This is a genomic window from Roseovarius sp. 10 (genome assembly GCF_033100315.1).
GTDB lineage: Bacteria > Pseudomonadota > Alphaproteobacteria > Rhodobacterales > Rhodobacteraceae > M30B80.
The window spans coordinates 431,165-456,860 of the sequence record NZ_JAWLVH010000003.1 but is presented as its reverse complement, the minus strand read 5'-3'; the positions used below and the strand labels follow the sequence as shown (position 1 = coordinate 456,860).

General features: G+C 54.7%; 26 protein-coding genes. 16 read left to right on the top strand and 10 right to left on the bottom strand.

The window, feature by feature from the left end:
- Window positions 1–2: 2 nt before the first annotated feature.
- The 6 genes from smpB to RYZ18_RS12625 all read left to right on the top strand — a co-directional run bounded on the left by smpB (window position 3) and on the right by RYZ18_RS12625 (window position 4,680).
- The gene (gene smpB / locus RYZ18_RS12650; RefSeq protein ID WP_317657220.1) at window positions 3–479 is read left to right on the top strand and encodes an SsrA-binding protein SmpB; all 477 of its coding nucleotides are present in this window, start codon (window positions 3–5) and stop codon (window positions 477–479) included.
- 85 nt (window positions 480–564) lie between these two features.
- A complete protein-coding gene (gene sseA / locus RYZ18_RS12645; RefSeq protein WP_317657219.1) occupies window positions 565–1,413 on the top strand; it encodes a 3-mercaptopyruvate sulfurtransferase in 849 nt (282 codons plus the stop codon).
- On the top strand, window positions 1,410–1,967 hold the full coding sequence (locus RYZ18_RS12640) for a GNAT family N-acetyltransferase (RefSeq protein ID WP_317657218.1): 558 nt from the start codon (window positions 1,410–1,412) through the stop codon (window positions 1,965–1,967). Before sseA ends, RYZ18_RS12640 begins: the two co-directional genes overlap by 4 nt.
- A 9-nt stretch (window positions 1,968–1,976) precedes the next feature.
- Entirely contained in the window at window positions 1,977–3,167 is a 1,191-nt protein-coding gene (locus RYZ18_RS12635) for an aromatic amino acid transaminase (RefSeq protein WP_317657217.1), read from the top strand.
- Window positions 3,168–3,235: 68 nt separating this feature from the next.
- Complete coding sequence (locus tag RYZ18_RS12630; RefSeq protein ID WP_317657216.1) at window positions 3,236–3,859, top strand: queuosine precursor transporter; 624 nt, start codon at window positions 3,236–3,238, stop codon at window positions 3,857–3,859.
- A 242-nt stretch (window positions 3,860–4,101) separates the two neighbouring features.
- The gene (locus RYZ18_RS12625) at window positions 4,102–4,680 is read left to right on the top strand and encodes a hemerythrin domain-containing protein (protein WP_317657215.1); all 579 of its coding nucleotides are present in this window, start codon (window positions 4,102–4,104) and stop codon (window positions 4,678–4,680) included.
- Between the two features lie 38 nt (window positions 4,681–4,718).
- Here the strand turns inward: RYZ18_RS12625 and gyrB are convergent, their stop codons facing one another.
- The 8 genes from gyrB to mutM form a co-directional block, all read right to left on the bottom strand.
- Window positions 4,719–7,136 (bottom strand): DNA topoisomerase (ATP-hydrolyzing) subunit B, encoded by a 2,418-nt coding sequence (gene gyrB, locus RYZ18_RS12620; protein ID WP_317657214.1) that lies wholly within the window; start codon window positions 7,134–7,136, stop codon window positions 4,719–4,721.
- Between the two features lie 73 nt (window positions 7,137–7,209).
- Window positions 7,210–7,836 carry a LysE family translocator gene (locus RYZ18_RS12615; RefSeq protein WP_317657213.1) on the bottom strand — a complete coding sequence of 209 codons (627 nt, stop codon included), beginning with the start codon at window positions 7,834–7,836 and terminating at the stop codon, window positions 7,210–7,212.
- Window positions 7,837–7,844: 8 nt separating this feature from the next.
- Entirely contained in the window at window positions 7,845–8,921 is a 1,077-nt protein-coding gene (gene recF / locus RYZ18_RS12610; protein WP_317657212.1) for a DNA replication/repair protein RecF, read from the bottom strand.
- A gap of 39 nt (window positions 8,922–8,960) precedes the next feature.
- Entirely contained in the window at window positions 8,961–10,079 is a 1,119-nt protein-coding gene (dnaN, locus tag RYZ18_RS12605; protein ID WP_317657211.1) for a DNA polymerase III subunit beta, read from the bottom strand.
- Window positions 10,080–10,217: 138 nt separating this feature from the next.
- Window positions 10,218–11,594, bottom strand: coding sequence for a chromosomal replication initiator protein DnaA (gene dnaA, locus RYZ18_RS12600; protein WP_317657307.1), 1,377 nt, complete (start codon window positions 11,592–11,594; stop codon window positions 10,218–10,220).
- 618 nt (window positions 11,595–12,212) lie between these two features.
- A complete protein-coding gene (gene rpsT / locus RYZ18_RS12595; protein ID WP_317657210.1) occupies window positions 12,213–12,482 on the bottom strand; it encodes a 30S ribosomal protein S20 in 270 nt (89 codons plus the stop codon).
- 160 nt (window positions 12,483–12,642) lie between these two features.
- Complete coding sequence (locus RYZ18_RS12590) at window positions 12,643–13,419, bottom strand: enoyl-CoA hydratase (RefSeq protein ID WP_317657209.1); 777 nt, start codon at window positions 13,417–13,419, stop codon at window positions 12,643–12,645.
- A 64-nt stretch (window positions 13,420–13,483) separates the two neighbouring features.
- Window positions 13,484–14,350, bottom strand: a complete 867-nt coding sequence (gene mutM / locus RYZ18_RS12585) for a bifunctional DNA-formamidopyrimidine glycosylase/DNA-(apurinic or apyrimidinic site) lyase (protein WP_317657208.1) — start codon at window positions 14,348–14,350, stop codon at window positions 13,484–13,486.
- Window positions 14,351–14,438: 88 nt separating this feature from the next.
- Here mutM and ubiE point away from each other — a divergent pair, with 88 nt between their 5' ends.
- From ubiE to aroQ, 3 genes are all read left to right on the top strand, one after another.
- Window positions 14,439–15,203, top strand: a complete 765-nt coding sequence (gene ubiE / locus RYZ18_RS12580) for a bifunctional demethylmenaquinone methyltransferase/2-methoxy-6-polyprenyl-1,4-benzoquinol methylase UbiE (RefSeq protein ID WP_317657207.1) — start codon at window positions 14,439–14,441, stop codon at window positions 15,201–15,203.
- Between the two features lie 3 nt (window positions 15,204–15,206).
- The gene (gene ubiB, locus RYZ18_RS12575) at window positions 15,207–16,736 is read left to right on the top strand and encodes a 2-polyprenylphenol 6-hydroxylase (protein WP_317657206.1); all 1,530 of its coding nucleotides are present in this window, start codon (window positions 15,207–15,209) and stop codon (window positions 16,734–16,736) included.
- 301 nt (window positions 16,737–17,037) lie between these two features.
- Window positions 17,038–17,475: a type II 3-dehydroquinate dehydratase gene (aroQ, locus tag RYZ18_RS12570; RefSeq protein ID WP_317657205.1), complete on the top strand. Its 438-nt coding sequence runs from the start codon at window positions 17,038–17,040 to the stop codon at window positions 17,473–17,475.
- On the opposite strand, the gene RYZ18_RS12565 is transcribed toward aroQ, so the two are convergent.
- Together RYZ18_RS12565 and RYZ18_RS12560 are read right to left on the bottom strand one after the other, a co-directional pair.
- Window positions 17,476–18,360 (bottom strand): UDP-2,3-diacylglucosamine diphosphatase, encoded by an 885-nt coding sequence (locus RYZ18_RS12565; RefSeq protein ID WP_317657204.1) that lies wholly within the window; start codon window positions 18,358–18,360, stop codon window positions 17,476–17,478.
- Window positions 18,353–19,417 carry a glycosyltransferase family 1 protein gene (locus tag RYZ18_RS12560; protein ID WP_317657203.1) on the bottom strand — a complete coding sequence of 355 codons (1,065 nt, stop codon included), beginning with the start codon at window positions 19,415–19,417 and terminating at the stop codon, window positions 18,353–18,355. The genes RYZ18_RS12565 and RYZ18_RS12560 overlap by 8 nt, the downstream gene beginning before the upstream one ends.
- A 165-nt stretch (window positions 19,418–19,582) precedes the next feature.
- On the opposite strand from RYZ18_RS12560, the gene RYZ18_RS12555 reads away from it, so the two are divergent.
- From RYZ18_RS12555 to RYZ18_RS12525, 7 genes are all read left to right on the top strand, one after another.
- The gene (locus tag RYZ18_RS12555; RefSeq protein ID WP_317657202.1) at window positions 19,583–20,983 is read left to right on the top strand and encodes an amidase; all 1,401 of its coding nucleotides are present in this window, start codon (window positions 19,583–19,585) and stop codon (window positions 20,981–20,983) included.
- Window positions 20,984–21,244: 261 nt separating this feature from the next.
- Window positions 21,245–21,823: a thermostable hemolysin gene (locus RYZ18_RS12550; protein ID WP_317657201.1), complete on the top strand. Its 579-nt coding sequence runs from the start codon at window positions 21,245–21,247 to the stop codon at window positions 21,821–21,823.
- Window positions 21,823–23,250: an AMP-binding protein gene (locus RYZ18_RS12545; protein WP_317657200.1), complete on the top strand. Its 1,428-nt coding sequence runs from the start codon at window positions 21,823–21,825 to the stop codon at window positions 23,248–23,250. The genes RYZ18_RS12550 and RYZ18_RS12545 overlap by 1 nt, the downstream gene beginning before the upstream one ends.
- Window positions 23,250–24,053: an SDR family NAD(P)-dependent oxidoreductase gene (locus tag RYZ18_RS12540; RefSeq protein ID WP_317657199.1), complete on the top strand. Its 804-nt coding sequence runs from the start codon at window positions 23,250–23,252 to the stop codon at window positions 24,051–24,053. Before RYZ18_RS12545 ends, RYZ18_RS12540 begins: the two co-directional genes overlap by 1 nt.
- A gap of 3 nt (window positions 24,054–24,056) precedes the next feature.
- Window positions 24,057–24,917, top strand: a complete 861-nt coding sequence (locus RYZ18_RS12535) for a TauD/TfdA family dioxygenase (protein ID WP_317657198.1) — start codon at window positions 24,057–24,059, stop codon at window positions 24,915–24,917.
- Between the two features lie 42 nt (window positions 24,918–24,959).
- Window positions 24,960–25,355 (top strand): DUF2147 domain-containing protein, encoded by a 396-nt coding sequence (locus RYZ18_RS12530; protein WP_317657196.1) that lies wholly within the window; start codon window positions 24,960–24,962, stop codon window positions 25,353–25,355.
- An 80-nt stretch (window positions 25,356–25,435) separates the two neighbouring features.
- Window positions 25,436–25,672: a helix-turn-helix domain-containing protein gene (locus RYZ18_RS12525; protein WP_317657195.1), complete on the top strand. Its 237-nt coding sequence runs from the start codon at window positions 25,436–25,438 to the stop codon at window positions 25,670–25,672.
- Window positions 25,673–25,696 lie beyond the last annotated feature (24 nt).

Below are 25,696 nucleotides of genomic sequence, written 5' to 3'. Positions count from 1 at the left end.
ATATGGCAAAGAAAGACGAAAATAAAAACTACAAGGTCATTGCTGAGAACCGCCGCGCGCGGTTTGACTATGCTATTGAATCTGACCTTGAGGTTGGAATCGTCTTGCAAGGCTCCGAGGTGAAGTCACTGCGCCAAGGCCAATCCAATATCGCCGACAGCTATGCGGCGGTTGAGGATGGCGAATTGTGGTTGGTGGCCGCCTATATCGCACCATATGCCCAAGCCAAAACTTGGGGTCATGAAGAGCGGCGCAAACGCAAACTTCTTTGCTCGAAGCGGGAGGTCGCGCGTCTTTGGAACGCCTCGCAACGCGAAGGCATGACCCTTGTGCCCTTGGTCATGTATTTCAACGATCGTGGCATTGTGAAGCTCAAGATTGGTATCGCCAAAGGTAAAAAAGTCGCCGATAAGCGCGAAACCAGCGCCAAGCGTGATTGGAACCGCCAAAAGCAGCGGATTCTTAAACAAAACGGGTAAGCTGTCATGCGCCCTTTGCCTGATCACCAATTTGGGCTAGGTCTTTTTGAAGGTCGCCTTGACCAACCGCGCCGTGGAGTTTGCTATGACTGATGATCCTAAAACCCTTGTCTCAACCGAATGGCTTGCGGCCCATCTGTCGGATCCTGACCTGCGGATTTTGGATGCATCTTGGTATTTGCCCGATATGAACCGCGATGCCCGCGCGGAATATGACGCGGGCCATATTCCCGGTGCTCGTTTCTTTGATATTGACGAGATTAGCGACACCCAATCTGCCTTGCCCCATATGGCACCACCCTCTGAGAAATTCATGTCGCGGATGCGCGCGATGGGTGTGGGTGATGGGCATCAGGTCGTGGTCTATGACGGGGCGGGCATATTTTCAGCCGCCCGCGTGTGGTGGCTTTTCCGCCTGATGGGCAAAACGGACATCGCCGTTCTTGATGGAGGATTAAAAAAATGGAAGGCCGAGGGTCGCCCCTTGGAGGATATGGCACCAATCCTGCGCGACCGCCACATGACCGCACAACGCCAAGCAAATTTGGTCAAGGATGTGACCCAAGTCGCTGCTGCCGTGAAATTGCGCGATTGGCAGATTGTTGATGCGCGCGGCCCCGCGCGGTTCCGCGGTGAGGAACCTGAACCGCGGGCAGGACTGCGCGCTGGCCATATTCCAGGCGCATTGAACGTGCATTATGCCACGCTGCTCAATTCCGATGGCACCATGAAAAAAGGCGAGGCTTTGCGCGCCGCTTTTACCGATCAAGGCGTTGATCTGGAGCGGCGGATTATCACAAGCTGCGGCTCTGGCGTAACGGCGGCTATTTTGTCCTTGGGGCTAGAGATCCTTGGGCATCGCGATCATGCGCTTTATGATGGATCTTGGGCCGAATGGGGCCAATTCGATCAGCTGAAAGTTGAGACGGGATGAGCCTGATTAAGGCAGGAACCAAGGTTCCCTATCGCGTCACTTTTTTGCGTATGACCGCGCGGCCTGATACCCAAACCGCGCTGCCCCAAGACATCACGCTTGAGCGCGCTATGGATCCGCCCCTTTGGTATTTTTTTGCGATCTATGACGCGGTGGGACGCGATTACGAATGGGTAGATCAACATAATCGCCCCGAGGCTGAACTGCGCGCCTTTCTCGAAAGCCCCTTGGTCGAGCTGTGGGTCGCCAAACGTGGCGGCGTGCCGCAAGGGTTTTTCATGCTTGATTTCACCGACCCGCCGATCTGCGATCTGGCGTATTTTGGCCTTATGCCAAATGCCGTTGGCCAAGGGTTGGGCCGCGCCCTTCTGAACCAAGCATTGGCGCAAGCCTGGGAGGGCGCAGGCGTCACATCCGTCACAATAAACACCTGCACGCTTGACCATCCGCGCGCTCTGGCGCTCTATCAATCGGCGGGTTTCGTGGCTGAGCGGTTCGAAGATCGCAGTCGCATCCTGACCCGCGACAGAGACACATCGCTTCACCCTGCCTAAAGGCCTATGATGTTTGAAACGCTGACCGCCCCCGAAGCTGATAAAATCATCCGTCTGATGGGAATTTTTGCAGCTGATCCGCGCCCTGAAAAAATCGACCTTGGCGTAGGGGTCTACAGAAACGGCCAAGGACAGACCCCAATCATGGCAGCGGTCAAAGAGGCCGAGCGGCGGATTTGGGACGCACAGAACAGCAAATCCTACGTCTCGCTTGCAGGCGATAAAGCCTATCTTGGGGCGGTCGAAGAGTTGCTATTTTCCACACGCGGGGCCAAAGCCACGATTGCAACACCTGGTGGAACGGGGGCGTTGCGCCAATGTTTTGAGGCGCTCAAATATCTGCGCCCAAACCTGACGGTATGGCTGCCAGAACCAACATGGCCCAACCACGCCTCAATCCTGCGCTATTTGGGTCTGCAGGTTCAGACCTATCGCTTCCGCGATGAGGCAACAGGCGGGTTGGATCACGCAGGCCTGATGGCGGATCTGGCACAAGTGGCACAAGGGGATGCCGTGGTCATCCACGGTTGCTGTCACAATCCAACGGGGATTGAACCAACCCCAGACACATGGCGCGAGATCGCCATTACACTGGCCAAGCGCGGGGCCTTGCCCGTGATTGACATGGCCTATCTGGGATTTGGCAGTGGGATAGAACAAGATCGCGCGGGTTTAGATGTGATCTGCACTGAATGCCCTGAAGTTTTGGTGGGATTTTCCGCCTCTAAATCCTTTGGGCTGTATCGGGATCGCGTGGGTGCGGTTCTGGCTCAATGCCACAGCCCTGCCATTCAATCTGAGATGCAAGGCTTGCTGACATGGCTTAATCGCCAGAATTATGCCTTTCCCCCAGATCATGGGGCGCGGGTGGTGCAAGTGATTTTGGATGATCCCGAACTGCGTGCCAACTGGGTGGCCGAGCTATCGGCGATGCGCCAAGAGATTGACGCGAACCGCCAATGCTTTGCCAATGATTTGCGTCAGCACCAAATGGGTCGCCTCGCAGATCAAATCGCGGAACAACGCGGGATGTTCTCGCTGCTGGGCCTCAGCCCCAATGACGTGCGTCAGTTGCGCGAAACGCGGGGGATTTATCTGGTTGAGGACAGCCGCATCAATCTTGCAGCAATGACACCCACGGCCAGCCGCATCGTGGCCGAAGCCATTTCAGCGCTTGCACAAGCTGGGCAATCAGCATAGAGCGCGCCCTGTCCCGCGATGCGCGCGGGGCCAAGTCTCCGACTACCTTGTCAAAACGGATGAACATTATGAAATCTTCCTATCTTCCTGGCATCCTTGCCATGGCGGCCATCGTTTTGGCCTCAAATATCCTTGTGCAGTTTCTATTCGGCAATTGGCTGACATGGGGTGCCTTTACCTATCCACTGGCCTTTTTGGTCACTGACATCATGAACCGCGTCTATGGTGTCGCAGCCGCGCGGCGCGTTGTGTTTGCGGGTTTTGTGACGGGCGTGATCTGCTCTCTGATCGGCACGCAAATCATGGGCGAGTTTGGGCCATTGGTGACGTTGCGTATTGCTCTTGGTTCTGGCCTTGCGTTCCTCGTGGCGCAGTTGATGGATGTGGCCATATTTGACCGCCTGCGCGCAGGCGCATGGTGGCGCGCGCCTGTCGTCTCGACCTTGGTTGGGTCTAGCCTTGATACCGCGCTGTTCTTCACCATCGCGTTTTCAGCAAGCCTCAGCTTCCTTGAACCTGCCAATGATGTCTCTTGGGCGGGCGATATCTTGCCCATCTTGGGCCACGGCCCCGAAGCGCCGCTGTGGGTATCCCTTGCCATTGCTGACTGGTTGGTCAAGCTCGCGCTCGCGCTGATCGCACTTGTGCCATTCCGCTTGATTACCCGCAAAGTTTTGGCACAGGTTGCGTAAAAACTTTTGACAAACACAAAATATGTGGCAACCTGTGGATAACAGCAACGTAATGAAAGGAGGTGATCCAGTGTCTAGAGAGGTATTGGAGAAAGGGTTCGGGACAGCGATGGAGGTGCGCCTTTAAGCAGCCTTAAGGGCGATAACCGAAATGGCTGGGCGATGATTTCCTAACCGCGCCCACCTCCTGATTTCTCGAAGGGCCGCTTGCAAGAGCGGCCCTTTTCGATGAGAGGTTTCCCATGACTGAGATAGATCATCTTGCATTGGCCCACCGCGAGGGCCTGCCCGATGCGCTGCGCATTCTGTTGCAGGATTACCCGCGCGAGACATGGCAAGCGCATCCAAATTTTGGAGGCTTGGTCGCATTCTGGTTGGATCGCCACCTTATGTTCCGCAGACTTGACGCCATGTTGACCGATGCAGTGCAACAGGCGCTAGATCGCAATAATGATCCGCAAAACTTTGCGCGCAACCTGTCGCGCTTTGGTGGGATGCTTCTTGAGCAATTGCACGGCCATCACATGATCGAAGATCAGCATTATTTTCCGTTGCTTGTGCAAAAAGAGCCCAAACTTGAACGTGGTTTTGATATTCTTGACCGTGACCACCACGCGCTTGATCCGCTGTTGACGGATTTTGCTACGGCAGCAAATGGGGCGATTACGGGCGCGCTTGCGGGTAAAGGGCCAGATGCAATTGCCCCTCTTGAGCGAGAGATGGCCCGCCTGTCCCGTCTGTTAGATCGGCATTTGCAAGATGAAGAAGAACTGGTGGTTCCCGTCATTCTAAAATTCGGCCCTTCGGGCCTAGACGGATAACCCAAAGCCCCCGCCAATGAGGGGCTTTGGGGGAAAGTTTAGAAATCTAAGTTCTCAACACTCAGAGCGTTGGCTTGGATGAATTCGCGGCGGGGTTCTACGACATCGCCCATCAGTTTGGTGAAAATGTCATCCGCATCGGCCAGATCGTCAATTTTGACCTGCAACAAGGTGCGCGCCTCTGGATCGAGGGTGGTTTCCCACAGCTGGCTTGGGTTCATCTCACCCAAGCCTTTATAGCGTTGCAGGGTCAGGCCCTTTTCACCCTCCGCCAAAATGGCATCCAGCAATTCGGTCGGGCCATGGATGATCTGGTTGCGTTCTTTACGGGCAAGATGCGCTGGCTTTGCAAAAATCTCGCGTGTTTCAGCGCTGACGGAGGAGAGCTTGCGCGCCTCACCAGACCGCAGAACCGCACCATCAAGGTTTCTGATTTCTTCCACCCCGCGCAAAACGCGGCTAAGGCGGATCCCATGATCTTGGGTGATACGCCCTTGCCATCCGCGCTCGTATTCCACGGCGACCAAGTCAAGGCGCGCCGCGATTTGATCCGCAACACCCTGAAGATCGCTGTTCAAGCGGTCTTGGTCAAAGCCGCCCGCAAGCGCGGCCTGTTCAAGGATGTGACGGGGATAATGGGTTGGGAAGGCCTCAAGAACACGGCGGAAGGCACGCGCGCCCTCAACAACACGCGCTAAATCTGCGCCTGCAATTTCTTCGCCAGAAGGCATACGCAGAACCGCGCCATCAACGCCCATTTGGATCAGGTAATCTTCAAGCGCTGCTTGATCTTTCAAATAGACCTCGGATTTACCGCGCGCCACCTTGTAAAGCGGCGGCTGCGCAATAAAGAGATTTCCCGCCTCAATGATCTGCGGCATCTGGCGGAAGAAGAAGGTCAACAACAGCGTGCGGATATGCGCGCCATCAACATCGGCATCTGTCATGATGACGATCTTGTGGTAGCGCAGTTTTGATAGGTCAAACTCGTCCCGGCCGATGCCTGTGCCAAGCGCGGTGATCAGCGTGCCGATCTCTTGGCTTGACAACATGCGATCAAAGCGCGCGCGCTCTACGTTAAGGATTTTCCCGCGCAGAGGCAGAACCGCCTGATTGTGCCGCGACCGGCCCTGTTTGGCGGAACCGCCGGCGCTGTCGCCCTCGACCAAGAACAATTCAGATTTGGCGGGATCTTTTTCCTGACAATCCGCCAATTTACCGGGCAGGCTGGCCACATCCATTGCCGTTTTGCGGCGGGTCAACTCGCGCGCTTTACGCGCAGCTTCGCGGGCCAAAGCCGCTTCGACAATCTTGCCCACGATATTACGGGCCTCTTGGGGATGTTCTTCAAACCATTCGCCAAGCTTTTCGTTGACCAAATTCTCCACCGCAGGGCGCACTTCTGAGGACACCAATTTGTCCTTGGTCTGGCTTGAGAATTTTGGATCAGGCACTTTGACAGATAACACGCAGGTCAGCCCCTCGCGCGCATCATCGCCGGTGAAATTAACCTTTTCGCGCTTAGCGATACCCGATGTATTGGCGTAGTGATTGATCGTGCGGGTCAGCGCACCACGAAAACCTGCCAAATGCGTACCGCCATCACGTTGTGGGATGTTATTGGTGAAGGGCAGCACGTTCTCATGATAGCTGTCATTCCACCACATCGCGACCTCAACGCCGATGCCATCGCGTTCGCCCGACATAAAAATTGGATCTTCCAGCATTCCTGATTTGGAGCGGTCGATATATTTCACGAATTCGCGCACACCGCCCTCATAGACCATCTCGCTGCGCAAAGGTTCGGCGGGGCGTTCATCCTCAAGCACGATTTTCACGCCCGAGTTCAAAAACGCCAATTCACGCAGACGCGTCTCTAGGGTTTTGAAACTATAGTCCAAGTTCGAAAATGTGGTCAGCGAGGCGAGAAAACGCACTTCCGTGCCCTTTTCACCATCGGAGTCCCCAACAACGCGCAAATGCTCGACCGTTTCGCCACGTTCAAACTTGGCGTAATGCTCTTTGCCATTGCGCCAAATGCGCAGTTCCAGCCAATCGGAAAGGGCGTTTACAACCGACACGCCGACACCATGCAGACCGCCAGACACCTTATAGGAGTTCTGGTCGAATTTGCCGCCTGCGTGCAACTGGGTCATAATCACTTCGGCAGCAGATACGCCTTCCTCAGCATGCATATCCACAGGGATACCACGGCCATTATCGCGCACGGAAACCGAATTATCGGCATGAATTTTGACGGATACTTGCGTGGCGTGACCTGCCAATGCCTCGTCAATGCCGTTATCGACAACCTCATACACCATATGGTGCAGGCCAGAGCCATCATCAGTGTCACCGATATACATACCGGGACGCTTGCGAACCGCCTCTAAGCCTTTGAGAACTTTGATAGAATCTGCGCCGTATTCCTGCGGCGCGGGCGCGTTTTCGGCCATGGGGACCTCTGCCTGTTTCTTATGCGGTTTTATAACGCGTTGTTGTGGGAATGTCACGCCTTTGCCACAATATTTAGCGGTTGAACACCGCAATCGCTATGGCCACCAAGATCAACAGGCCGCCCGCGATCTTGTTGATCCGTGTCAGCGCCACTGGGTTCGTCACAAGGCGGCGCGCACGATCCACAAAAAGCGCAAAAAACGTATTTCCAACCAATGGCACAAACATGGAGATGGCCCCAATCAGCGCGATATCGGTCGCGGTAATCGTGCTGAGATCAAAGAACCCCGGTAGCATCCCCATGTAGAACAAAATCGCTTTGGGGTTGGCTAAAATCACCGCAAGGCCTGCAATGAATCCTGCCCAGACCCCTCTGCGATTAAGGCGGCTATCAGCGCTGATTTGGTGGCCTGCATGACGGATCAGCATGACCCCCATACCTACAAAAACAACCACAGCGAGCCAACGCAGCGCCTCCATCACCCAATCATAGCTTGCGACAATCCATGCAAGCCCGACCAAGGCCAGAACTGACCATGCAGTATCGCCTAGTGCCACACCAAGCATCAGGGGAAACGCCCCGCGCATCCCATGTGCCAATGTGCGCGCGGTCAAGGCCAACCACACAGGGCCAGGGGTGAGAAAAAGCACGAAAAGCGCGCCCGCATAGAGCGCCATTTGGGCCAGCGTTATTGTCATTGTCCTACCTAATTGGCCGCTTCCACTCCGAGCGGCACCTCTTGCGCACGCGCGCCGAATTCCATGAACAATTCTGCGCCCGTGCCTGTCAAGAAAGCTTGGGCATTCAGCGCGCATATTTCGTCAAAGAGGGCTGCTCGCCTGTCTGCATCAAGATGTGCCGCCACTTCATCCAACAGCACCAAAGGGGCGCGGCCCGTGTCCTGCTTTAACGCGCGGGCATTGGCCAAAATCAGAGAGACCAAAAGGGCCTTTTGCTCACCCGTGGAGCATTGCCGCGCTGGAGCATCCTTGACGCGATAAATCGCACCAAGATCAGTGCGATGCGGCCCAACCAACGTGCGCCCTGCTGCCATGTCCCGTGACCGCGTGTCAGACCACAACGTGACCAAATCGGCGGGCGCGGTAAAACCCTCTCCCTCCTCTAAGGTCAGATCTGCGATAGGGAAACTGGTTTCCGCCTCCTCTTGCGCGGCAGCAATGCGGGTCAAGGCGGCGCTGCGATTGGCACATATTTGCTCTGCGGCACTCATCATCTGACGTTCAAGCGCTGCATACCAACCCGCATCGCGCACCTGATCCTTCAGCAAGCGATTGCGATCCCGCATGGATTTTTCATAGGCCAGAACCGCCTCACCATGATCTGGAAAGACGCTCAGCGTAATGCGATCCAAAAACCGCCTGCGGCCTTCGGCCCCTTCAATCCAAAGGCGATCTTGCGATGGCACAAGCCAAACCATCCGCAAAAGGCGCGCAAGCGCCAATTGGGGCGCGGATTTCTCATCTATCTCGACCTGACGGGGGCTGCTTGGCTCGGCGCGGGTAATGATCTCATGCACAGTGTCGTCAATCTGCAGGGTCGCCGCCACGCGCCACCCAATCACCTCTGGGCGGCGGATCAAATCCTCGGACGGGGCGCGGCGCAGCCCCCGACCAGGGGACAGCATCGAAATCGCTTCTAAGATATTTGTCTTGCCTGCCCCATTTGGCCCATAAATCGCAACAGGCCGCCCATCGAAAGACAGCCGCAAACCACGATGGCTGCGAAAATGCGACAGATGCAAATTCGAGATATAGGCACTCATCCCGCGCGCTCTTTCAATCTACTTGGCGCGCGCGGCGCCTCAGACCCGCATCGGCATTACAACATAGATCGCGCTGGTGTCGTTCCCTTCGCGCATCAAGGTTGGATCACCCGATGAATTGAACATGAACACAGCGTTCTCGCGATCCACTTGGCTGGCGATTTCAAGGAGGTATTTAGCGTTAAAGCCGATCTCGAGCTTTTCATCCGCATAGGCAACCGCCAACTCTTCCTCGGCCGCGCCTGCATCTGGGGCATTCACCGACAGAACCAAACGATCCTCATCAAGGGACAGTTTCACCGCGCGTGAGCGCTCGGACGACACTGTGGCGACACGATCAACTGCACGGGCGAATTCAGAGGCATCCACCTCCAATTTGCGGGTGTTGCCCGATGGTATCACGCGCTGATAATCTGGGAAGGTTCCATCAATCACCTTCGAGGTCAGCGTGATCTCAGGTGTAGCGAACCGAATTTTTGTCTCAGATACGGAAACCGCAATCACCGCATCGTCATCTTCCAACAATTTGCGGATTTCACCCACGGTTTTGCGCGGCACGATCACGCCCGGCATGGCCTCGGCACCTGTAGGCAACTCAGTGTCCACGCGCGCCAAGCGGTGACCATCTGTGGCAACCGCGCGCAGCATCCGTCCCTCTTCACCTTCGGCAATATGGAAATAAACGCCGTTGAGATAATAGCGTGTTTCCTCAGTGGAAATCGCGAATTTGGATTTATCGAACAAGCGGCGCAGCGCCGGCGCTTTGGCCGAGAAATTTGCGCTATATTCGGACGAAGACATCACAGGAAAATCTTCCTTGGGCAATGTCGCCAAAGAGAAATTCGATCGGCCCGCCTGAACGATTAAGCGACCCGAGGCTGCATCATCACTGATTTGCACCAAGGCCCCGTCAGGTAATTTGCGCGTAATTTCATGCAGTGTGACCGCCGAAACCGTGGTGGCACCCGCTTGTTCAACATGGGCATCCACCTTGTCGACCACCTCAATATCAAGGTCAGTGGCACGAAAGGAAACATGGCTACCATCCGCCTCGATCAACACATTCGCCAAAATAGGGATCGTGTTACGGCGTTCGACAACAGATTGGGCTTGGCTGACAGCTTTGAGCAGGGCCGCGCGCTCGATCGAAAATTTCATAGCCTCGTCTCCAACATATAGCGGGGCGCAGAGGTTACTATCTCTGCGCCGCAGCACAAGTATTTTATCAGCAATGTTTCGATTGGCACAGTCGGGGTCAATGACAATCTTTCGATTGGCATGGCTTAGTGCGGAAAATCACGCCTCCAATAGACGGCGCAACAATTCTGCATCTTCCACGAATTGGCTGTCCGTGCTCATCAATTCTTCGATTTTGCGGACACCATGCAAAATGGTCGTATGATCACGGCCCCCAAATTTGCGCCCGATTTCTGGCAAGGATCGCGTTGTGTATTTCTTGCACAAATACATCGCCATTTGCCGAGGACGCACAATATTGCGCGCGCGATTGGGGCTCATCAAATCTGCTGGACGCACTTTGTAATAGTCGCAGGTTTTTTTGATGATTTCATCCATCGTCACCTTGCGGCTGGTCGCGCGCAAAATGTCAGAAAGGCATTCTTGGGTCAGATCGAGCGTGATCTCAGCACCCACCAGATCAGCAAAGGCGCAAAGACGCGTCAAGGCTCCTTCAAGCACCCGCACATTCGATGAGACACGATGCGCAATGAATTCCAAAACCCCGTCTGCGATTTTCAAATCACGATAGCGTTGGCGCTGTGTCTCGAGTTTGGATTGCAGGATACCAAGGCGCAATTCGTAATCGGTTGGATGTAAATCCACCACCAAGCCGCATTGCAAACGCGAGGCGATCCGACTGTCGAGATCCTCCATATCAACGGGCGCACGATCCCCCGAAATGATAATCTGTTTACCAAGTTCCACCAAAGCGTTGAACGTGTGAAAGAACTCTTCTTGTGTAGAATTCTTGCCGGCGATGAATTGCACATCATCAACCATCAAAACATCAACCGAACGGAACATCTGCTTAAAGCCGATCGTATCTTTTTCCCGCAACGCACGCACAAAGCGATACATGAACTGTTCAGCAGATAGGTAATGAATGCGCTGATTGGGCTTGTTTTTGGTCAACTCCCAAGCAATCGCATGCATCAAGTGGGTCTTGCCAAGGCCAACACCGCCGTAAAGAAACAGCGGGTTGAACGCCACGGGGCCACCTTCGGCAACACGGCGCGCGGCGGCATGGGCCAACTCATTCGGTTTGCCCACGATAAAATTCTCGAACGTATAGGCAGGGTTCAAATTAGACAAAGGAATGTCCGCATCGGCGCTGATCGCGGCCGAGAGGTCAGGCGCAGACTGCACTGGCGCCTCAACTGCAGGCGTTTGCGGTGCATTAGGTGTTTGGGGCGCGCTCTGCACCAAGAATTCCAAGCGGTCTACCGCAAGCCCTGCGCCATGCAGGTGGCGCAAAATTACATCCCCAAATTTTTGCGAAACCCAAGTGCCAAAGAAATTCGTGGGGACACGGAAACGCGCGATGCGGGCATCGATGCGGTCAAACTCAATCGGCTCAATCCAAGATTTGAAGTTATTCTTTCCAATCGCCGATTGCAGTTCATTACACACATCCACCCACTTGTCGTTCGTCATCATGCACCTACGCTTATTTTTAATTTTGCCACATGAGAACCACCGTTCTGGCAACTCCCACGCGGATCATCCCCGCTTAACGTTTTCAGAAAATCTGCCTGACCCATTGCAAGTCCAACGGCATAATTATGCCCGCTTGCAACGCCCAAACCGCGAGAGTGAACCGTCTTAAACGATTTTTGCAAAAAAGGTGCCCACCCGCAGTTTGCGAGATCCTATTTTGCCGTTTTAAAAATACGGTCACTCTCTCGAGGGAACACAAACACCTTCGGTGCAGACGCTTGGCATCTAAGCCATAGGTCACAACGATAACCATGCGTAGAAACGCAAAGGCATCACTCAACCTTTAGGCAGATTAATCCACCCTGCGCCGCGCACAAAAATTTGCGCGCGTTGGTTCTTACACCTGTCAGCTGTCCCCCCAGACAATCTGAATCACCTTGCGAAGCTAGCGGGAGTCGCGCCCCCCTCGCAATAGAACTTCACGCTTGACACAATTCTTTTTCAAAGCCGAATCTGATGCATCCGCAGAACGGCCTTGATCGGCAAAGATTTTCCCAAAAAAAACGCCCGCAGAAGCGGGCGAATTTGTCATAATAATTAGGTCAAAGCCCAATATTACTTGGCCGAAAGCGCCTTCACACGGGCCGACAGGCGCGACATTTTCCGCGCAACCGTGTTTTTATGCAGGACACCTTTTGTCACACCGCGCATCAGCTCAGGCTGTGCATCGCGCAACGCGGCTGCAGCAACAGATGCATCGCCTGTTGCAATCGCTTCTTCAACTTTGCGCAGGTAGGTGCGGATACGCGAACGGCGCGCTTTATTTACTTCATAGCGGCGCTCATTCTGGCGGGCGCGTTTTTTGGACTGAGGCGTATTTGCCATCGGTTGATCCCTTCTCTCAGGCTCGTATCAATTAAAATGCAACGCGCGCCTGTCCAGCACCAACCACGGGTTTATAACCGGGTCCTCTGGCCAAAGCGGGCCTCACACGCATGTCTGAAGCGCGCATTACGGGAATTCTGACAGAATGTGAAGCCCTGAATCACTTGTCGCGAAACTGGGCTTCGCGCTTTTCAAGAAAGGCTGCCATGCCTTCCTTTTGATCTTCAGTGGCAAATAGCGCATGAAACAGGCGGCGTTCAAACAAAACGCCCTCGCGGAGCGTGGTTTCATAGCTGCGATTGACCGATTCTTTGACAGCCATCACAGTAACCATGGATTTCTCAGCAATCTTGGCCGCCGCACCCATGACCTCTTCCATCAATTTTTTGGCAGGGACAACACGGCTGACAAGACCTGCCCGCTCTGCTTCTTCAGCGGTCATGAAGCGGCCTGTCAGATGCATATCCATCGCTTTCGACTTACCCACAAAACGGGTGAGGCGCTGCGTGCCGCCGATCCCCGCGACAATGCCCAAATTGATCTCAGGCTGTCCGAATTTTGCAGTATCCGCTGCAATGATGAAGTCGCACATCATCGCCAATTCGCATCCCCCGCCCAAGGCATAACCCGCAACGGCGGCAATAATGGGCTTGCGACAGCGCAGTAATTCTTCAGTCTCAGTTGTGAATAAATCACCTGCGAATACATCGACAAAGCTTTTCTCGGACATTTCTTTGACATCTGCCCCAGCGGCAAAGGCCTTATCCGAGCCCGTAATAACGATCACGCGAACCTTATCATTAGAATTGGCGGATTTAATGACCTTGGACAATTCGCCGAGTAACTGAATGTTCAGCGCGTTCAACGCATCGGGTCTGTTCAGCTTGATTAGGCAGACATGGTTTTCAATGTCCACAATCAGGGTTTCATAGGCCATCGCCAGTCAATCCTCGCAGGTTCGCATTCGCGGCAGGGTTAACAGGATAAGCCAAAAGTTGAAACTACCTTTGGCAGGCAGGGCAGTAGAAACTTGACCGCCCCGATTGCACAATACGGCGGATCACGCCCGCGCATCCCGACTTGAGGCAAGGCTGGCCTTCGCGGTCATAGGCTTGGAATCCATGCTGGAAATATCCTAATTCCCCATCTGCTTGGCGATAGTCACGCAAGGATGACCCGCCCGCTTCAAGTGCCTCGGATAAAACCTCGCGAATGATTGGGACAAGGGACGCAACACGCGCAGGTGCAATTCGACCTGCTTGACGGGTTGGGGATATCCCCGCGCGAAACAGGGATTCGCAAACATAGATATTTCCCAAGCCCGCCACGATCCGCTGGTCGAGCAATGCCGCCTTGATCGGTGTTTTGCGCCCAGACAGCGCATAGACCAAATAGCGTTCATCAAACTGATTACCCAAAGGTTCTGGGCCGATCTCGCGGATCAACCAGTGATCCGCCTCACCTGCAGTCGCAAACAAATCCATCGCACCAAATCGGCGTGGATCGTTAAAGGTGACACGCGCGCCTTGTGCCATTTCGAAAACAACGTGATCATGTTTTTGAGGGGCAGGATGGCCATGCACAAACTGCGCAAGCGTCTCGCGTGCGCCTTCAGGCAGCGAAATCAACATTCGCCCCGACATGCCCAAATGGATCAAGACAGTCGTGCCGCGATCTAAATCCATCAAGATGTATTTCGACCGCCGCCGCAGACTTAGGATACGCGCTCCAGAAACATCCCGCGCCATATTGGCAGGGAATGGCCAACGCAAACCCTCACGATTGAGGCGCAATTCTGTGATCACCTGCCCCTCCATGACGGGGATCAGACCACGGCGCACTGTTTCCACTTCGGGAAGTTCTGGCAAATTCTTCACTCCTTGTTCCAAGCGTCGCATTGTCAGGCGGCCCTTGCTGCCTATAAGAGAGGGGAGTTGAGAAGGAGGGCAAGGCCCGATGACATCGAAAGATGAAAGCCAAGACAGCCGCACCACCCATTTCGGTTTCCAAACCGTGGGCGAGGATGAAAAGGCAGGCATGGTGCATGGCGTGTTTTCCAATGTGGCAAGCCGCTATGATGTGATGAATGATGTCATGTCCGCAGGTATTCACCGCGTTTGGAAAGATGCGATGATGGATTGGCTTGCCCCGCGCGCGGGTCAGGACTTGCTCGATGTTGCGGGCGGGACGGGCGATATCGCTTTCCGCTTTCTCAAACGCGCGCCTTCTGCAAAGGCAACAGTGCTTGATATGACGCAATCCATGCTGATCGAGGGGCAAAAGCGCGCTGAAGCCGCGCATATGGCCGACAGCCTGAATTGGATTGTGGGCGATGCCATGGCGCTGCCCTTTGAAAACAATCGTTTTGACGTCTACACCATCAGCTTCGGCATCCGTAATGTGACCCGAGTGCAGGATGCACTGAATGAGGCGTTTCGTGTCCTCAAACCTGGTGGACGCCTGATGGTTTTGGAATTCAGCCAATTGCCGAATACGGGCCTGCAAAAGCTATATGATCTCTATTCATTCAATGTGATACCGCGCATGGGTCAGATGATCGCCAATGATCGCGACAGCTATCAATATTTGGTCGAGTCGATCCGTAAATTTCCCGATCAAGAGACCTTTGCAGGGATGATCCGCACCGCTGGGTTTGAGCAAGTATCCTATCGCAATCTCAGCTTTGGCATCGCCGCGCTGCATTCTGGTTGGAAAATTTAACCGATGCGCGGGCCACATAATATTTGGCGTGTTATCCGCACAGGCGCCACATTCGAGCGCACAGGTGCAATGCGTGTGGCGCTTGAGGCGCTGAAGGCACCGCGATCCTTGCGCATTGCAGCACGGGTTTTGGGCCTGCCGTTTGCATGGCTGGGGCATCGCGGCGACCCCGCCCTACCACCTGTAACACGCGCGCTGACGGCCCTTGGCCCTGCCTATATCAAATTTGGGCAAATTCTATCGACACGCCCTGATGTGGTGGGTTCAGAATTGGCACAACAATTGCGCGTGCTGCAAGATAAGCTGCCACCCTTCTCGACAGAGCGCGCCAAAAAGGTCATTTCTGATGAATTGGAAATTCCTGTCGACCAATTATTCAGCGCCTTTTCCGAGCCAGTCGCAGCCGCCTCTATCGCACAAGTGCATCAAGCGACCTTGGCTGAGACAGGACAAGAGGTTGCAGTTAAGGTGTTACGCCCCCAAATCGGGCGCGCCTTTCGCAAAGATATCGATGCCTTTTACCTGATCGCATGGTTGGTCGAAACCCTTGCGCCTGCCACGCGGCGGTTGCGTCCGCGTGAAGTGGTCGAGCATTTCGAAGGTGTGGTGCTGCAGGAACTTGATCTGAGGATCGAAGCTGCCGCAGCAGGGGAATTTGCGGCCAACACGGCAAATGACGAAGGCTTTGATGTGCCCCAAATTCAATGGGGCCTGTCATCACGGCAGGTGATGACGATGAGTTGGGCCAAAGGTGTGCCGCTTGGCGATGTCGCGGCGATTGACGCGGCAGGCTTTGACCGCCGCGCCTTAGCCGCGCGCGTGCTGCAGATGTTCCTGCGCCACGCGCTGCGGGATGGCTATTTCCATGCCGATATGCACCAAGGAAATCTCAAAGTTTCACCTGTAGGTGACATTGTGGCCTTGGATTTCGGAATCATGGGGCGGCTCGATGAATACACGCGCCGCGTCTATGCCGAAATTTTGATGGGCTTTATTCGCAAAGATTACCGCCGCGTGGCAGAGGTGCATTTTGAAGCGGGATATGTGCCCGCCGATCGCGATGTTGATCAATTCGCGCAAGCCCTCAGATCGGTTGGCGAGCCAATTTTCGGCATGGATGCAAGCCGCATTTCCATGGCACGGCTTCTGTCATATCTCTTTGATGTGACTGAAAAATTTGGCATGGAAACGCGCACGGAACTGATCTTGCTGCAACGCACAATGGTTGTTGTTGAGGGGGTTGCGCGCTCCCTTGATCCACATATCAATATTTGGGATGTGGCAAAGCCCGTGGTCGAAGATTACATCGCCCGCAACATTGGGCCTAAAGCCGTAATCGCCGACCTTCTGAAAACGGCAAAGGTTCTCGCGCGGTTTGGCCCGCGTTTGCCAGATTTAGCTGAGGCGGCGCTGCTTGCGCAGGTCAACACCAAACCCACAAAGCCTGTCTCAAGGTGGAAGGAGCGTGTGGCCTATGGTGCGCTCGGCTTTGGTTTGGCGGGGGGGATTTTGGCAATCGCTGAATTTCTATAGGCGTCTTTATGGCATGCGTAGCGCCTCCACCTGATCGGCGGCGATTTCAACCCCACCTGCCATAACCAGGCGCAGTTGGTCCCCCTCCATCCGCGCCAACAACCTTTTTCCGTTTAATGATAATGGGGCGATTTTTCAGATCCTCAGCCATAGGCAGCATCCACATTCCCAAAGACAAAGCCTCACGAGCCCATAGCGCAATGCGAGAAACTTTAGGATCGGGTAAACGGCTTTTGCACTTCCCCCAAAGCCGTGGTTAACTGCGCAAAAGAACAATCTGCTCATATAGGATGGCATAACGATGGCGCGGATGATTTACATTCTCAATGGCCCAAACCTTAATCTCTTGGGCAAGCGAGAGCCGCATATTTACGGGCATGAAACCCTTGAAGATGTTGAACGGCGGTGTAAGGCGCTGCTTCCCGAAGGGTTTGATCTCTCTTTGCGCCAATCAAATCACGAAGGCCAACTCATTGACTGGATCCATGAGGCGCGCGAAGCCGCCTGTGGTATTATCATCAATCCAGGCGCTTATACCCATACCTCAATCGCAATTTATGATGCGCTTTGTGCCTATGAGGGGCCGGTGATTGAGGTGCATATATCGAATGTTCATAAACGCGAAGCGTTTCGCTATCATTCCTATGTCTCTGGGCGTGCCGAAGGCGTGATCGCAGGGCTTGGGCTTGACGGATATGAGGCCGCCACGCGGCGCATCGTGACCCTAAATGGCGCGTAATTAGCCCACGCGGCGGTCATGCCATAGCTTTCGGATATAGGTTTCCACAGTCGCGCCAAGCACATCATTGCGGCGGGGCAAATCTGACTGCGTGTCCCCTGTTGGCGCTGTTTCAATCAACTCAAGCTGGCCATTTTCATGTTCGGCAATCGCGTGATGCGGCCCGTCACGGCGCACCCATGAGCCACAATTTGCGAACACACCCCCGCCGGCTTGGCTCAATTCAGGCATATGACTGTGGCCGCAAATGATGCCGTCCAACCCGTCACGCGCAGCGCGCTCAAGCGCGAGCCGTTTGAAGGACTGACCCAAAAGCGGCATCCCTCCTTCAATGGATTTGCGCAAAGACCATCGTTTCTTGCGGCTGGCCACCTCTGAGGCGCGGCGCGGGTTGATGGGCTGAACATAGCCTTTCTCAGTCAACCAAGACCAAAGATTATCCAAGGATTTAGACGACCCTTTGACCAGACGATTGTCAAATTGATCGCCATGCATGACCAAATACCGCCTCCCATCAGCCGCCAAATGGATCACCCGCTCCTCAATCCGAAGCCCGAATTTTCGCAAAATCAATGGTCGGAGAACCGTGGGCAAAATCTCGCGCAACTTTTCGTCATGATTGCCCGTGATGACCGTCACGCGCACACGTTCATCGCGGCGCAGGCGCAGTATCTCGCCCAACACGTTCTGACAATCCTCATTCCAGAACCAACGCTTTTCTAATTTCCAGCCATCAATCACATCGCCAACCAAAAACAGGTTGCGGAATTCATAACGCGCCAAGAGCCGCCGAACGGCCGCAAGATCAGCCGCTTTGTGGCCCATATGCAGATCAGAGAGAAATAAGCTTCTGATCTTGATTGGCTGAGGGCGCGGATCAGCCATGGCTCTCGCAGACAAGGTTCTTGTGGAACACATCGGCCACTTCGGGCCATGAATAGCGCGCCTTGGTTTTTTCATGCCGTTCTTGCGGGCTACCTTTGGCAGCAAGAGCGCGGCGCACAGCATCCGCAAGATCAGTGTCACTGATCGCCCCAAGGGTCGGATCGTGGCCCATAATGTCCGATGGGCCTGGTTCATCAAAAGCCGCAATTGGCAGGCCTGAGGCCAACGCCTCAATCAAAACAATTCCAAACGTATCAGTGCGCGAAGGAAATACGAAAACATCCGCATCCCGATAGGCATCGGCCAAAGCGCGCCCTGTTAAGCTGCCTGTAAACCGCACGCTGCCATAGGCTTTGCGGAGATGTGGCAAAAGCGGGCCATCTCCCACAACGATTTTTTCAGCTGCAATGGGAAGCGCAAGGAAAGCTTCGATATTCTTCTCTTTAGATACGCGCCCCACATAGAGAAGCCTCGGAGGCTCGGCGCGCTTTGGAAGGGGGGCGGGATAGAACAGATCATAATCCACACCACGCAACAACCGCACCATCGGCGCGGTAAACCCGCTATCTCGCAACTGCTGCTCAATCCGCGCAGTCGCAACAAATACGCAGGTCGAGGCATTGTGAAATTTACGCAAAACGGCCATGACGCTCCGCTCAGCGAAACTGCTTAAAAATTTGGGAACGCGTAGCGCAATATATCGGGCAAAATCGGTGTGGAAGGCCGTGGTGAATGGAACGCCGCGCGCCGTGCAATAGCGCCAAGCCGCCCAACCGAGTGGGCCTTCAACCGCGATATGGATTGCATCTGGCGCATAGTCTTCAATCAATCGGCGGAGAGGGCGCGCGGGTAAGATTGCCAGTTCAATCTCTTTGTAAAACGGCAGCGCGATCCGCCGAAAATCTTCTGGGCCAACGACCCGAACATCCACATTGCGCGCTTCAAGCGCAGCGATGATATTTTGGTAAGTGCGCACCACACCATTGATCTGGCCGCCCCATGCGTCCGAAATGATTAAAACCCGTTTTGGCATTGGCGCTGTTGAGGTGCCGCCCATAGTCGCCCCGCTGATCCGCCATCAAACTTCGTCTCAGATGGCGCGTCTTTGTGACAGGTGCGTGTCAACTTGTGCAAAAAGCCAAAAATTTCTGAGATTTGCTATATCTTCACAACAGCGCAGGCTTCGGTCTTTATGGGGCAACCACATTTTGCGAGATGGATCATGACGACAGCTTATCGCCCCGCCCATGAATTGATGGATGAAATCGCCAAGGGCAGTCTTTCTCCAAGCGCGCTGATGGAAGAAAGCTTGGCGCGCATCGCGGCGATCAATCCCAAGATCAATGCCATCGTGGCGCTCCGTGATGAAGCTGCCTTGATGGACGAGGCCCGCGCCATGGACGCGGCCCCTCTAAAAGGGCCACTGCATGGCCTGCCTTTTGCTGTGAAAGATTTGGTTGCCACCAAAGGGATCACAAGCAGCTGGGGATCACCAATTTTCAAAGATTTCGTGCCAAGCAAAGACGACCTTCTTGCAGCGCGCCTCAGGGCCGCTGGTGCGATTTTAATCGGCAAGACGAATGTGCCTGAGTTCGGTTTAGGATCGCACAGCTTTAATCCCATCTACGGCACAACCAAAAACCCGTATGATTTAGAAAAATCGGCAGGCGGGTCATCGGGCGGCGCAGGTGCGGCTTTGGCGGCGGGTTTGGTCAGTCTTGCCGATGGATCAGACATGATGGGCAGCCTGCGCAATCCGGCCGCATGGAATAATCTATATAGCCTAAGGCCCACGCATGGTCTGATACCCGCCGAACCCCAAGGCGAAATGGTCATGCATCCCTTGTCTACCGATGGGCCAATGGCACGCAACCCACAAGATTTGGCACTTTTGTTGAATGTCCTTGCAGGGCCTGATCCGCGCGTGCCGTATCATTGGCCCAAATCTGACTTCCAAAACCTGCCGCATTTCTCTGGCGCCAAAATTGCATGGCTTGGCGATTGGGGTAGGGCCTTAGCTTTGGAGCCTAGCCTGATCACCCATCTCGAGGCCTCTTTGGCAATTCTGTCCGAAGCAGGTGCCACAGTTGCGCCAGACAAACCACCTTTCCCATTCGAGAAGATTTGGGCCTCATGGTGCAGGCTTCGGCATTTTGCAATCTTGGGAAAATTGGGGGGCTATGCGTCCAATCCTCTCCAACGCGACCTGCTAAAACCCGAAGCGATTTGGGAGATTGAGGGAGGTCAGTCTCTAACCCCCGCCGATATTCTCGCCGCAAGTGCGGATCGATCTGACTGGCTACGGGCCGCTGCGCGCAGCTTTGAAAGCTTTGATTTCCTAGCCCTCCCCGCAACGCAGACATGGCCCTTTGCGGCAGAGCTACGCTATCCCAAGGCGATCAATGGGCGCGCAATGGATACCTATCACCACTGGATGGCGGTCGTCACACCCGCAAGCCTTGGCGGCTTACCCACCCTAACCCTGCCAGCTGGTTTCGGTGAAACAGGCCTTCCCGCGGGCATTCAAATCATCGGGCCAAAAGGATCAGACGCGCAGCTTCTGGCGCTTGCCAATGCCTATCACAGCGTCAATCCGTGGAAGGACAAACGCCCCACCCTGTAACCGCCGCCACTCAATCAAGTTCCGCGGCAAGCGATGAAGGCAATATCTAACGCCGCCTTGCGACCCATCCAACTGGGGCTTTGGATTGGGGGCAACGAAGATATGGGCCATATCACTTTCAGGCCGCCGTAAACCGAAGTTATAAATTCAAAGTTTGGATCAAAACATAACCATAGTCCAATAGCCCGCGGCAGGCCTAAGCCGCAAATCTACACGAGGCGACTCAAGCTTTGGGTCTTTCGGCCAGATGGAGGCCATCTCGTGAATACACTTCTGATTGAACAAAATAATATCCGCACTGCGCCGCTTTATGAGTCTGGACTGGTGCATATGCGTGACAGCTATCGCGCGGCATTTGGCGCAGAGATATCCTTTCGACCACCGCGCTTGGTTTTAACCATGGCCGATGCCAACCAAATCACCTGTGCAGCGGGCATTCGCACCCATGACGAAGGGTTCTTTTCACAGCATTATCTTGATCAACCCATTCATGAACGCCTGAGCCTGCAAACGGGATGCAATGTTCAACCGCACGATGTCCTAGAGGTCGGGGGGCTTGCCTGTCGGTCACCTTTTGCCATTTACCCAACCTTGCGCACAGTGTTCCAATGGGGTCAGTCACAGCAGATTGGCTGGGGTATATTCACGGCCACCCGCCAGATTAGGCGACTTTTGTCGCGCGCCAAAATCACCCCGATCCTGCTGAGCAAAGCCGAAGCTACCTGCGTGCCGCATGCGTCCCAATGGGGCTGCTATTATGAGCAAGACCCTTGGGTCTGCGCGTTCCGTGATCCTGCCCAAGTCGCGGGTCACGACCTGACCACGGCGAGGGCTGTGTAATGGTCGCGTCAGTCTTTGCAGCCATCGCCACCACGGCCAGACAAAGGCCTGAGGCCATCGCACTTGGCCAAGGGGCGCGGACAATTACCTATGGCGCTTTGCAGGGTTTCCTTGCCGCCTGCCGCCACCATTTGCAGGGGCCACAACAGGTGATTGGCATTGCCACATCTGATCCACTAGAGGCTGCATTGGCAGATCTGGCGCTAACCGCGTGCGGTCATATCAGCGTGCATCTGCCCCCGTTTTTTTCCACCACGCAAAAAGCGCATATCATCCAAGCCGCAGGCCTGACCGCGGTTATTGGACAAGACCAGCCTGACCTTCCCCAGATTACCCTACCCGCGCCACCTGCCGCGCATGATGATCTGGAAGATTTTCAGCCAATCGCGGGTGCGAAGCGGATCATTTTCACCTCAGGCTCTTCAGGGACGCCTAAAGGTGTGGTTATCGGCGAAACACAAATGCAAACCGTGATCACAGGGCTACGCGATGCGATCGCGCCTGATGCACGGGATGTGCATCTTTCGCTTTTGCCAATGGCGCAGCTTTTGGAGCAAATCGCGGGTCTTTATGTGCCGCTCTTATGTGGCGCGCGCATTGAATTTTGCGCAGCAGCGCTCGCAGCCCTGTCGGGCGGCGATCCACAGCCCGTGATCACGGCGATGATAAACAGCAAACCCAGCACAACCATTCTTGTGCCTGCACTGCTATCGGTCATCGTGACACATCTGAAATCCAAAGGCATCAAAGCGCCCGACAGCTTTCGCTTTGTCGCAGTCGGGGGCGCGCATACGTCCCCCTCATTGCTCGAACAGGCTGCCGATCTCGGACTTCCCGTCTACGAAGGTTACGGCCTGTCAGAATGCGGCTCGGTCGTGGCGATGAACCGCGTGGGTGCTTCGCGTCAAGGCACAGTTGGAAAAATCCTATCAGGCGTGAACGCTTGGATTGATAACAGTGAAATCGTTGTGTCTGGCCCAAGCGTTATGGAGGGCTATCTTGGCGCCCCTGCCCCTGAAGCCCCATGGCGCACAGGCGATTTGGGGCGCATTGAAGATGGGTATCTTATCATCGAGGGCCGCAAGGACTGGCTGATCGTCACCCCGGCGGGCCGCAATATAAACCCCGAATGGGTCGAAGCCTGCCTTGGTGCGGATCCGCGCATAGTTGCAGCAGGTTTATGGCAGACCCCACAAGGCGAGTTGGAAATTCTTGCCGCTTTGCGCGGGAACATCACCCCAGAGCATATCGCAACCCATCTCGCAGCATTGCCAAGTTACGCCCGCCCAAATTCGGTGATCATGGTTCCTGCCAATCTGCCAAATCTATTGAAAGCAGGCGGCGGCATTGCCCGCAATATGCTGTCCGAATTGTCGAAAACCGCCCCGAAATTTCCCCTCACCTACCCAGCAAAGGAATATGCTTAATGTCGTCCCATCCACCCTTAGCTGTCATCACAGGCGCAGGTTCTGGCATTGGCCGCGCCCTTGCCCTCGAAGCGGGGCGAGCAGGCTACGATTTGGTTTTGGTTGGTCGCCGTCTTTCTGCACTTGAGGAAACAGCGGCACAGATCACGGGCGTTTCCATAGTTGTAGTCGATGCAGACATCACCCGTTCCGAAGATCGCCTTCGTATCTGTGATGCAATCGGGGATGGGTTGGATCTGCTGATCAACAATGCAGGTTGTCTCAGCGTAGGACGGATCACCGATCAACAAGATCACGACATTGCGCGCGTGATGGAGACAAACCTAATCGCACCGATTTTGCTCACGCGCGATCTGATCCCTGCCTTGGCGCGCCGTAAAGGGCATATCGCCAATATCGGCTCAATGTTTGGGATGATCGCTTTTCCTTATTTCACAAGCTATTCCGCAAGCAAATTTGCCTTGCGCGGTCTGTCCGATGCACTTCGCCGCGAATTAGAGGAATATTCCATCACCGTCAGCTATATCGCGCCGCGCGCCACACGGACACCAGCGCAATCGCAATTTGACCACCTCATCGCACCCTTTGAGATGAAATTAGATAGTCCCGAACAAGTCGCGCGCAAAGCATGGCACGGCATCACCAAACGGCGCAGCACTGTTTACCCAGGCATGGCTGAACGGATTTTTGCAGGGCTCAATGCGCTCATTCCCGCGGTGGTGGATAACGCCCTTATCAAGCAGTCCAAACGGATCCCCACGCATCCCTTGCCCTATGTGCCGTCAGAAAACGAAAAGGTCTGATCCATGAGCTATAATATCATCCGCCCCACAGCCGAGGCGCAAACCCTCACCGACCCAGCTGTTCTGACACAGCTGCGCGAAGATCTCACCCGTGACGGGTGGGTCATTCTCCGCGGGTTTGACGCTGATATGTCCAAATTCAGTGCCCTCACGACCGCCTTGTGCAAGAAGATCACGTTTGACCCCGCCCGCGAGTATGGCGACAAAAACACGCAAAAGGTTGATGCAGGCACGGGGCCTATCGGTCTGCATACGGAAAACGGCAACACACCTGTTTGCCCTGATATTGTTGCATTCTACAGCCCAATCGCCGCCTTTGAAGGCTCGCAAACAACTATTTGTGACGGGCGCGCCGTGTTTGAAGGCATGACCGAGGATCAAAAAGCCCGTTGGCAACAACCGATGGTGGTTGAACGCTATTTGCCTGAGGCTCTTTGGAAACGCTATCTTGCCAACGAGCATCCCGCGATTTCCAGCCCTGACGAAGTGACCGAACGTCATATTGAGGAATTCCGCGCCTTTATTCCAAACCAAGATTTTGACCTCTTGGAAGATGGCGGGATGAATTACCGCCTGACCGTATCGCCAGTGCGCCCCTCAAACCTGTCTGGGGGTCAGGGTTTTGCCAATGCGGTGCTTGGCCCATCTCACAACTATGCCCCCCCACGCTATTACTTCGCAGCAGATGATGTGGTCAGCGCAGAAGAAATTGGCCAATTGGCTGAATTGGCTGAGACGCATACCCACGAGATCAACTGGCAAGATGGCGATATCGCCATCTTGGACAACACCCGCGTGATGCATGGGCGGCGTGAGATTGTGGATACAAACCGCCAACTCTTTATCGGAATGGGCAGCGTATGACGCGCGCAGAGCCTCACCTTTAGCCTTAGGAGACTTCCCAACATGAAATATCTTAAACAAGCGACAATGATCTTTCTTTTGGCCACAGGCGCAGCTTCGGCTGACCCGATCGAGGGGCTGTGGCGCACCGCGCCCGATGATCATGGCGATGTTGGCTATATCCGAATTAGCGCCTGCGATGCGGCCTATTGCGGAAGATTGGAGCGCGCCGAAAACAGCGCAGGCCAAGCCATTACGCCCGACACGATTGGCACCATGATTGTCTGGGATCTAACCCCTGCGGCCAATGGCGCCTATGAGGGACGCATCTACGCGCCTGATCGTGATAAAGAATATATGTCGCGGCTTGAATTGGCCACGAACCAGATCACTGTTAACGGCTGCGTCTTAGGCGGCCTGATCTGCCGCAATGGTGGCGAATGGGCACGGGTCGAATAACGGCACGAAAGCGCCAGCCAACACCCAAATGCACAGAAGCGGCATGCTGAGCATCCAATGGCGGTGCAAATGGGGTAGACATGTATATTGGCCATCTGGCCAATATACTTATATTTCGTGATAATTTGCCAAAGAGTGGCGCCGCTGAAGAGAAATGCTACGCCTTCATCATCAAGCAGCATCCAAGATGCATGCAAAAGGCAATCGTTGACGCCCTGGACACAGATAAAGGATCGGTCTCTCGGGCGGTCGCCAAGCTAATTGAGCGAGGATTGGTCGAGAAAGATCAGCGTGACGCGTTGATGGCAACGTCCTGAAGATACTTGCCAACCCTGCCAACC

Excerpts from the sequence above, each read along its gene's own strand:
- smpB (WP_317657220.1), top strand. The coding sequence starts at position 3 with ATGGCAAAGAAAGACGAAAATAAAAACTACAAGGTCATTGCTGAGAAC.
- sseA (WP_317657219.1), top strand. The coding sequence starts at position 565 with ATGACTGATGATCCTAAAACCCTTGTCTCAACCGAATGGCTTGCGGCC.
- RYZ18_RS12640 (WP_317657218.1), top strand. The coding sequence starts at position 1,410 with ATGAGCCTGATTAAGGCAGGAACCAAGGTTCCCTATCGCGTCACTTTT.
- RYZ18_RS12635 (WP_317657217.1), top strand. The coding sequence starts at position 1,977 with ATGTTTGAAACGCTGACCGCCCCCGAAGCTGATAAAATCATCCGTCTG.
- RYZ18_RS12630 (WP_317657216.1), top strand. The coding sequence starts at position 3,236 with ATGAAATCTTCCTATCTTCCTGGCATCCTTGCCATGGCGGCCATCGTT.
- RYZ18_RS12625 (WP_317657215.1), top strand. The coding sequence starts at position 4,102 with ATGACTGAGATAGATCATCTTGCATTGGCCCACCGCGAGGGCCTGCCC.
- gyrB (WP_317657214.1), bottom strand. The coding sequence starts at position 7,136 with ATGGCCGAAAACGCGCCCGCGCCGCAGGAATACGGCGCAGATTCTATC.
- RYZ18_RS12615 (WP_317657213.1), bottom strand. The coding sequence starts at position 7,836 with ATGACAATAACGCTGGCCCAAATGGCGCTCTATGCGGGCGCGCTTTTC.
- recF (WP_317657212.1), bottom strand. The coding sequence starts at position 8,921 with ATGAGTGCCTATATCTCGAATTTGCATCTGTCGCATTTTCGCAGCCAT.
- dnaN (WP_317657211.1), bottom strand. The coding sequence starts at position 10,079 with ATGAAATTTTCGATCGAGCGCGCGGCCCTGCTCAAAGCTGTCAGCCAA.
- dnaA (WP_317657307.1), bottom strand. The coding sequence starts at position 11,594 with ATGACGAACGACAAGTGGGTGGATGTGTGTAATGAACTGCAATCGGCG.
- rpsT (WP_317657210.1), bottom strand. The coding sequence starts at position 12,482 with ATGGCAAATACGCCTCAGTCCAAAAAACGCGCCCGCCAGAATGAGCGC.
- RYZ18_RS12590 (WP_317657209.1), bottom strand. The coding sequence starts at position 13,419 with ATGGCCTATGAAACCCTGATTGTGGACATTGAAAACCATGTCTGCCTA.
- ubiE (WP_317657207.1), top strand. The coding sequence starts at position 14,439 with ATGACATCGAAAGATGAAAGCCAAGACAGCCGCACCACCCATTTCGGT.
- ubiB (WP_317657206.1), top strand. The coding sequence starts at position 15,207 with ATGCGCGGGCCACATAATATTTGGCGTGTTATCCGCACAGGCGCCACA.
- aroQ (WP_317657205.1), top strand. The coding sequence starts at position 17,038 with ATGGCGCGGATGATTTACATTCTCAATGGCCCAAACCTTAATCTCTTG.
- RYZ18_RS12565 (WP_317657204.1), bottom strand. The coding sequence starts at position 18,360 with ATGGCTGATCCGCGCCCTCAGCCAATCAAGATCAGAAGCTTATTTCTC.
- RYZ18_RS12560 (WP_317657203.1), bottom strand. The coding sequence starts at position 19,417 with ATGGGCGGCACCTCAACAGCGCCAATGCCAAAACGGGTTTTAATCATT.
- RYZ18_RS12555 (WP_317657202.1), top strand. The coding sequence starts at position 19,583 with ATGACGACAGCTTATCGCCCCGCCCATGAATTGATGGATGAAATCGCC.
- RYZ18_RS12545 (WP_317657200.1), top strand. The coding sequence starts at position 21,823 with ATGGTCGCGTCAGTCTTTGCAGCCATCGCCACCACGGCCAGACAAAGG.
- RYZ18_RS12540 (WP_317657199.1), top strand. The coding sequence starts at position 23,250 with ATGTCGTCCCATCCACCCTTAGCTGTCATCACAGGCGCAGGTTCTGGC.
- RYZ18_RS12535 (WP_317657198.1), top strand. The coding sequence starts at position 24,057 with ATGAGCTATAATATCATCCGCCCCACAGCCGAGGCGCAAACCCTCACC.
- RYZ18_RS12530 (WP_317657196.1), top strand. The coding sequence starts at position 24,960 with ATGAAATATCTTAAACAAGCGACAATGATCTTTCTTTTGGCCACAGGC.
- RYZ18_RS12525 (WP_317657195.1), top strand. The coding sequence starts at position 25,436 with ATGTATATTGGCCATCTGGCCAATATACTTATATTTCGTGATAATTTG.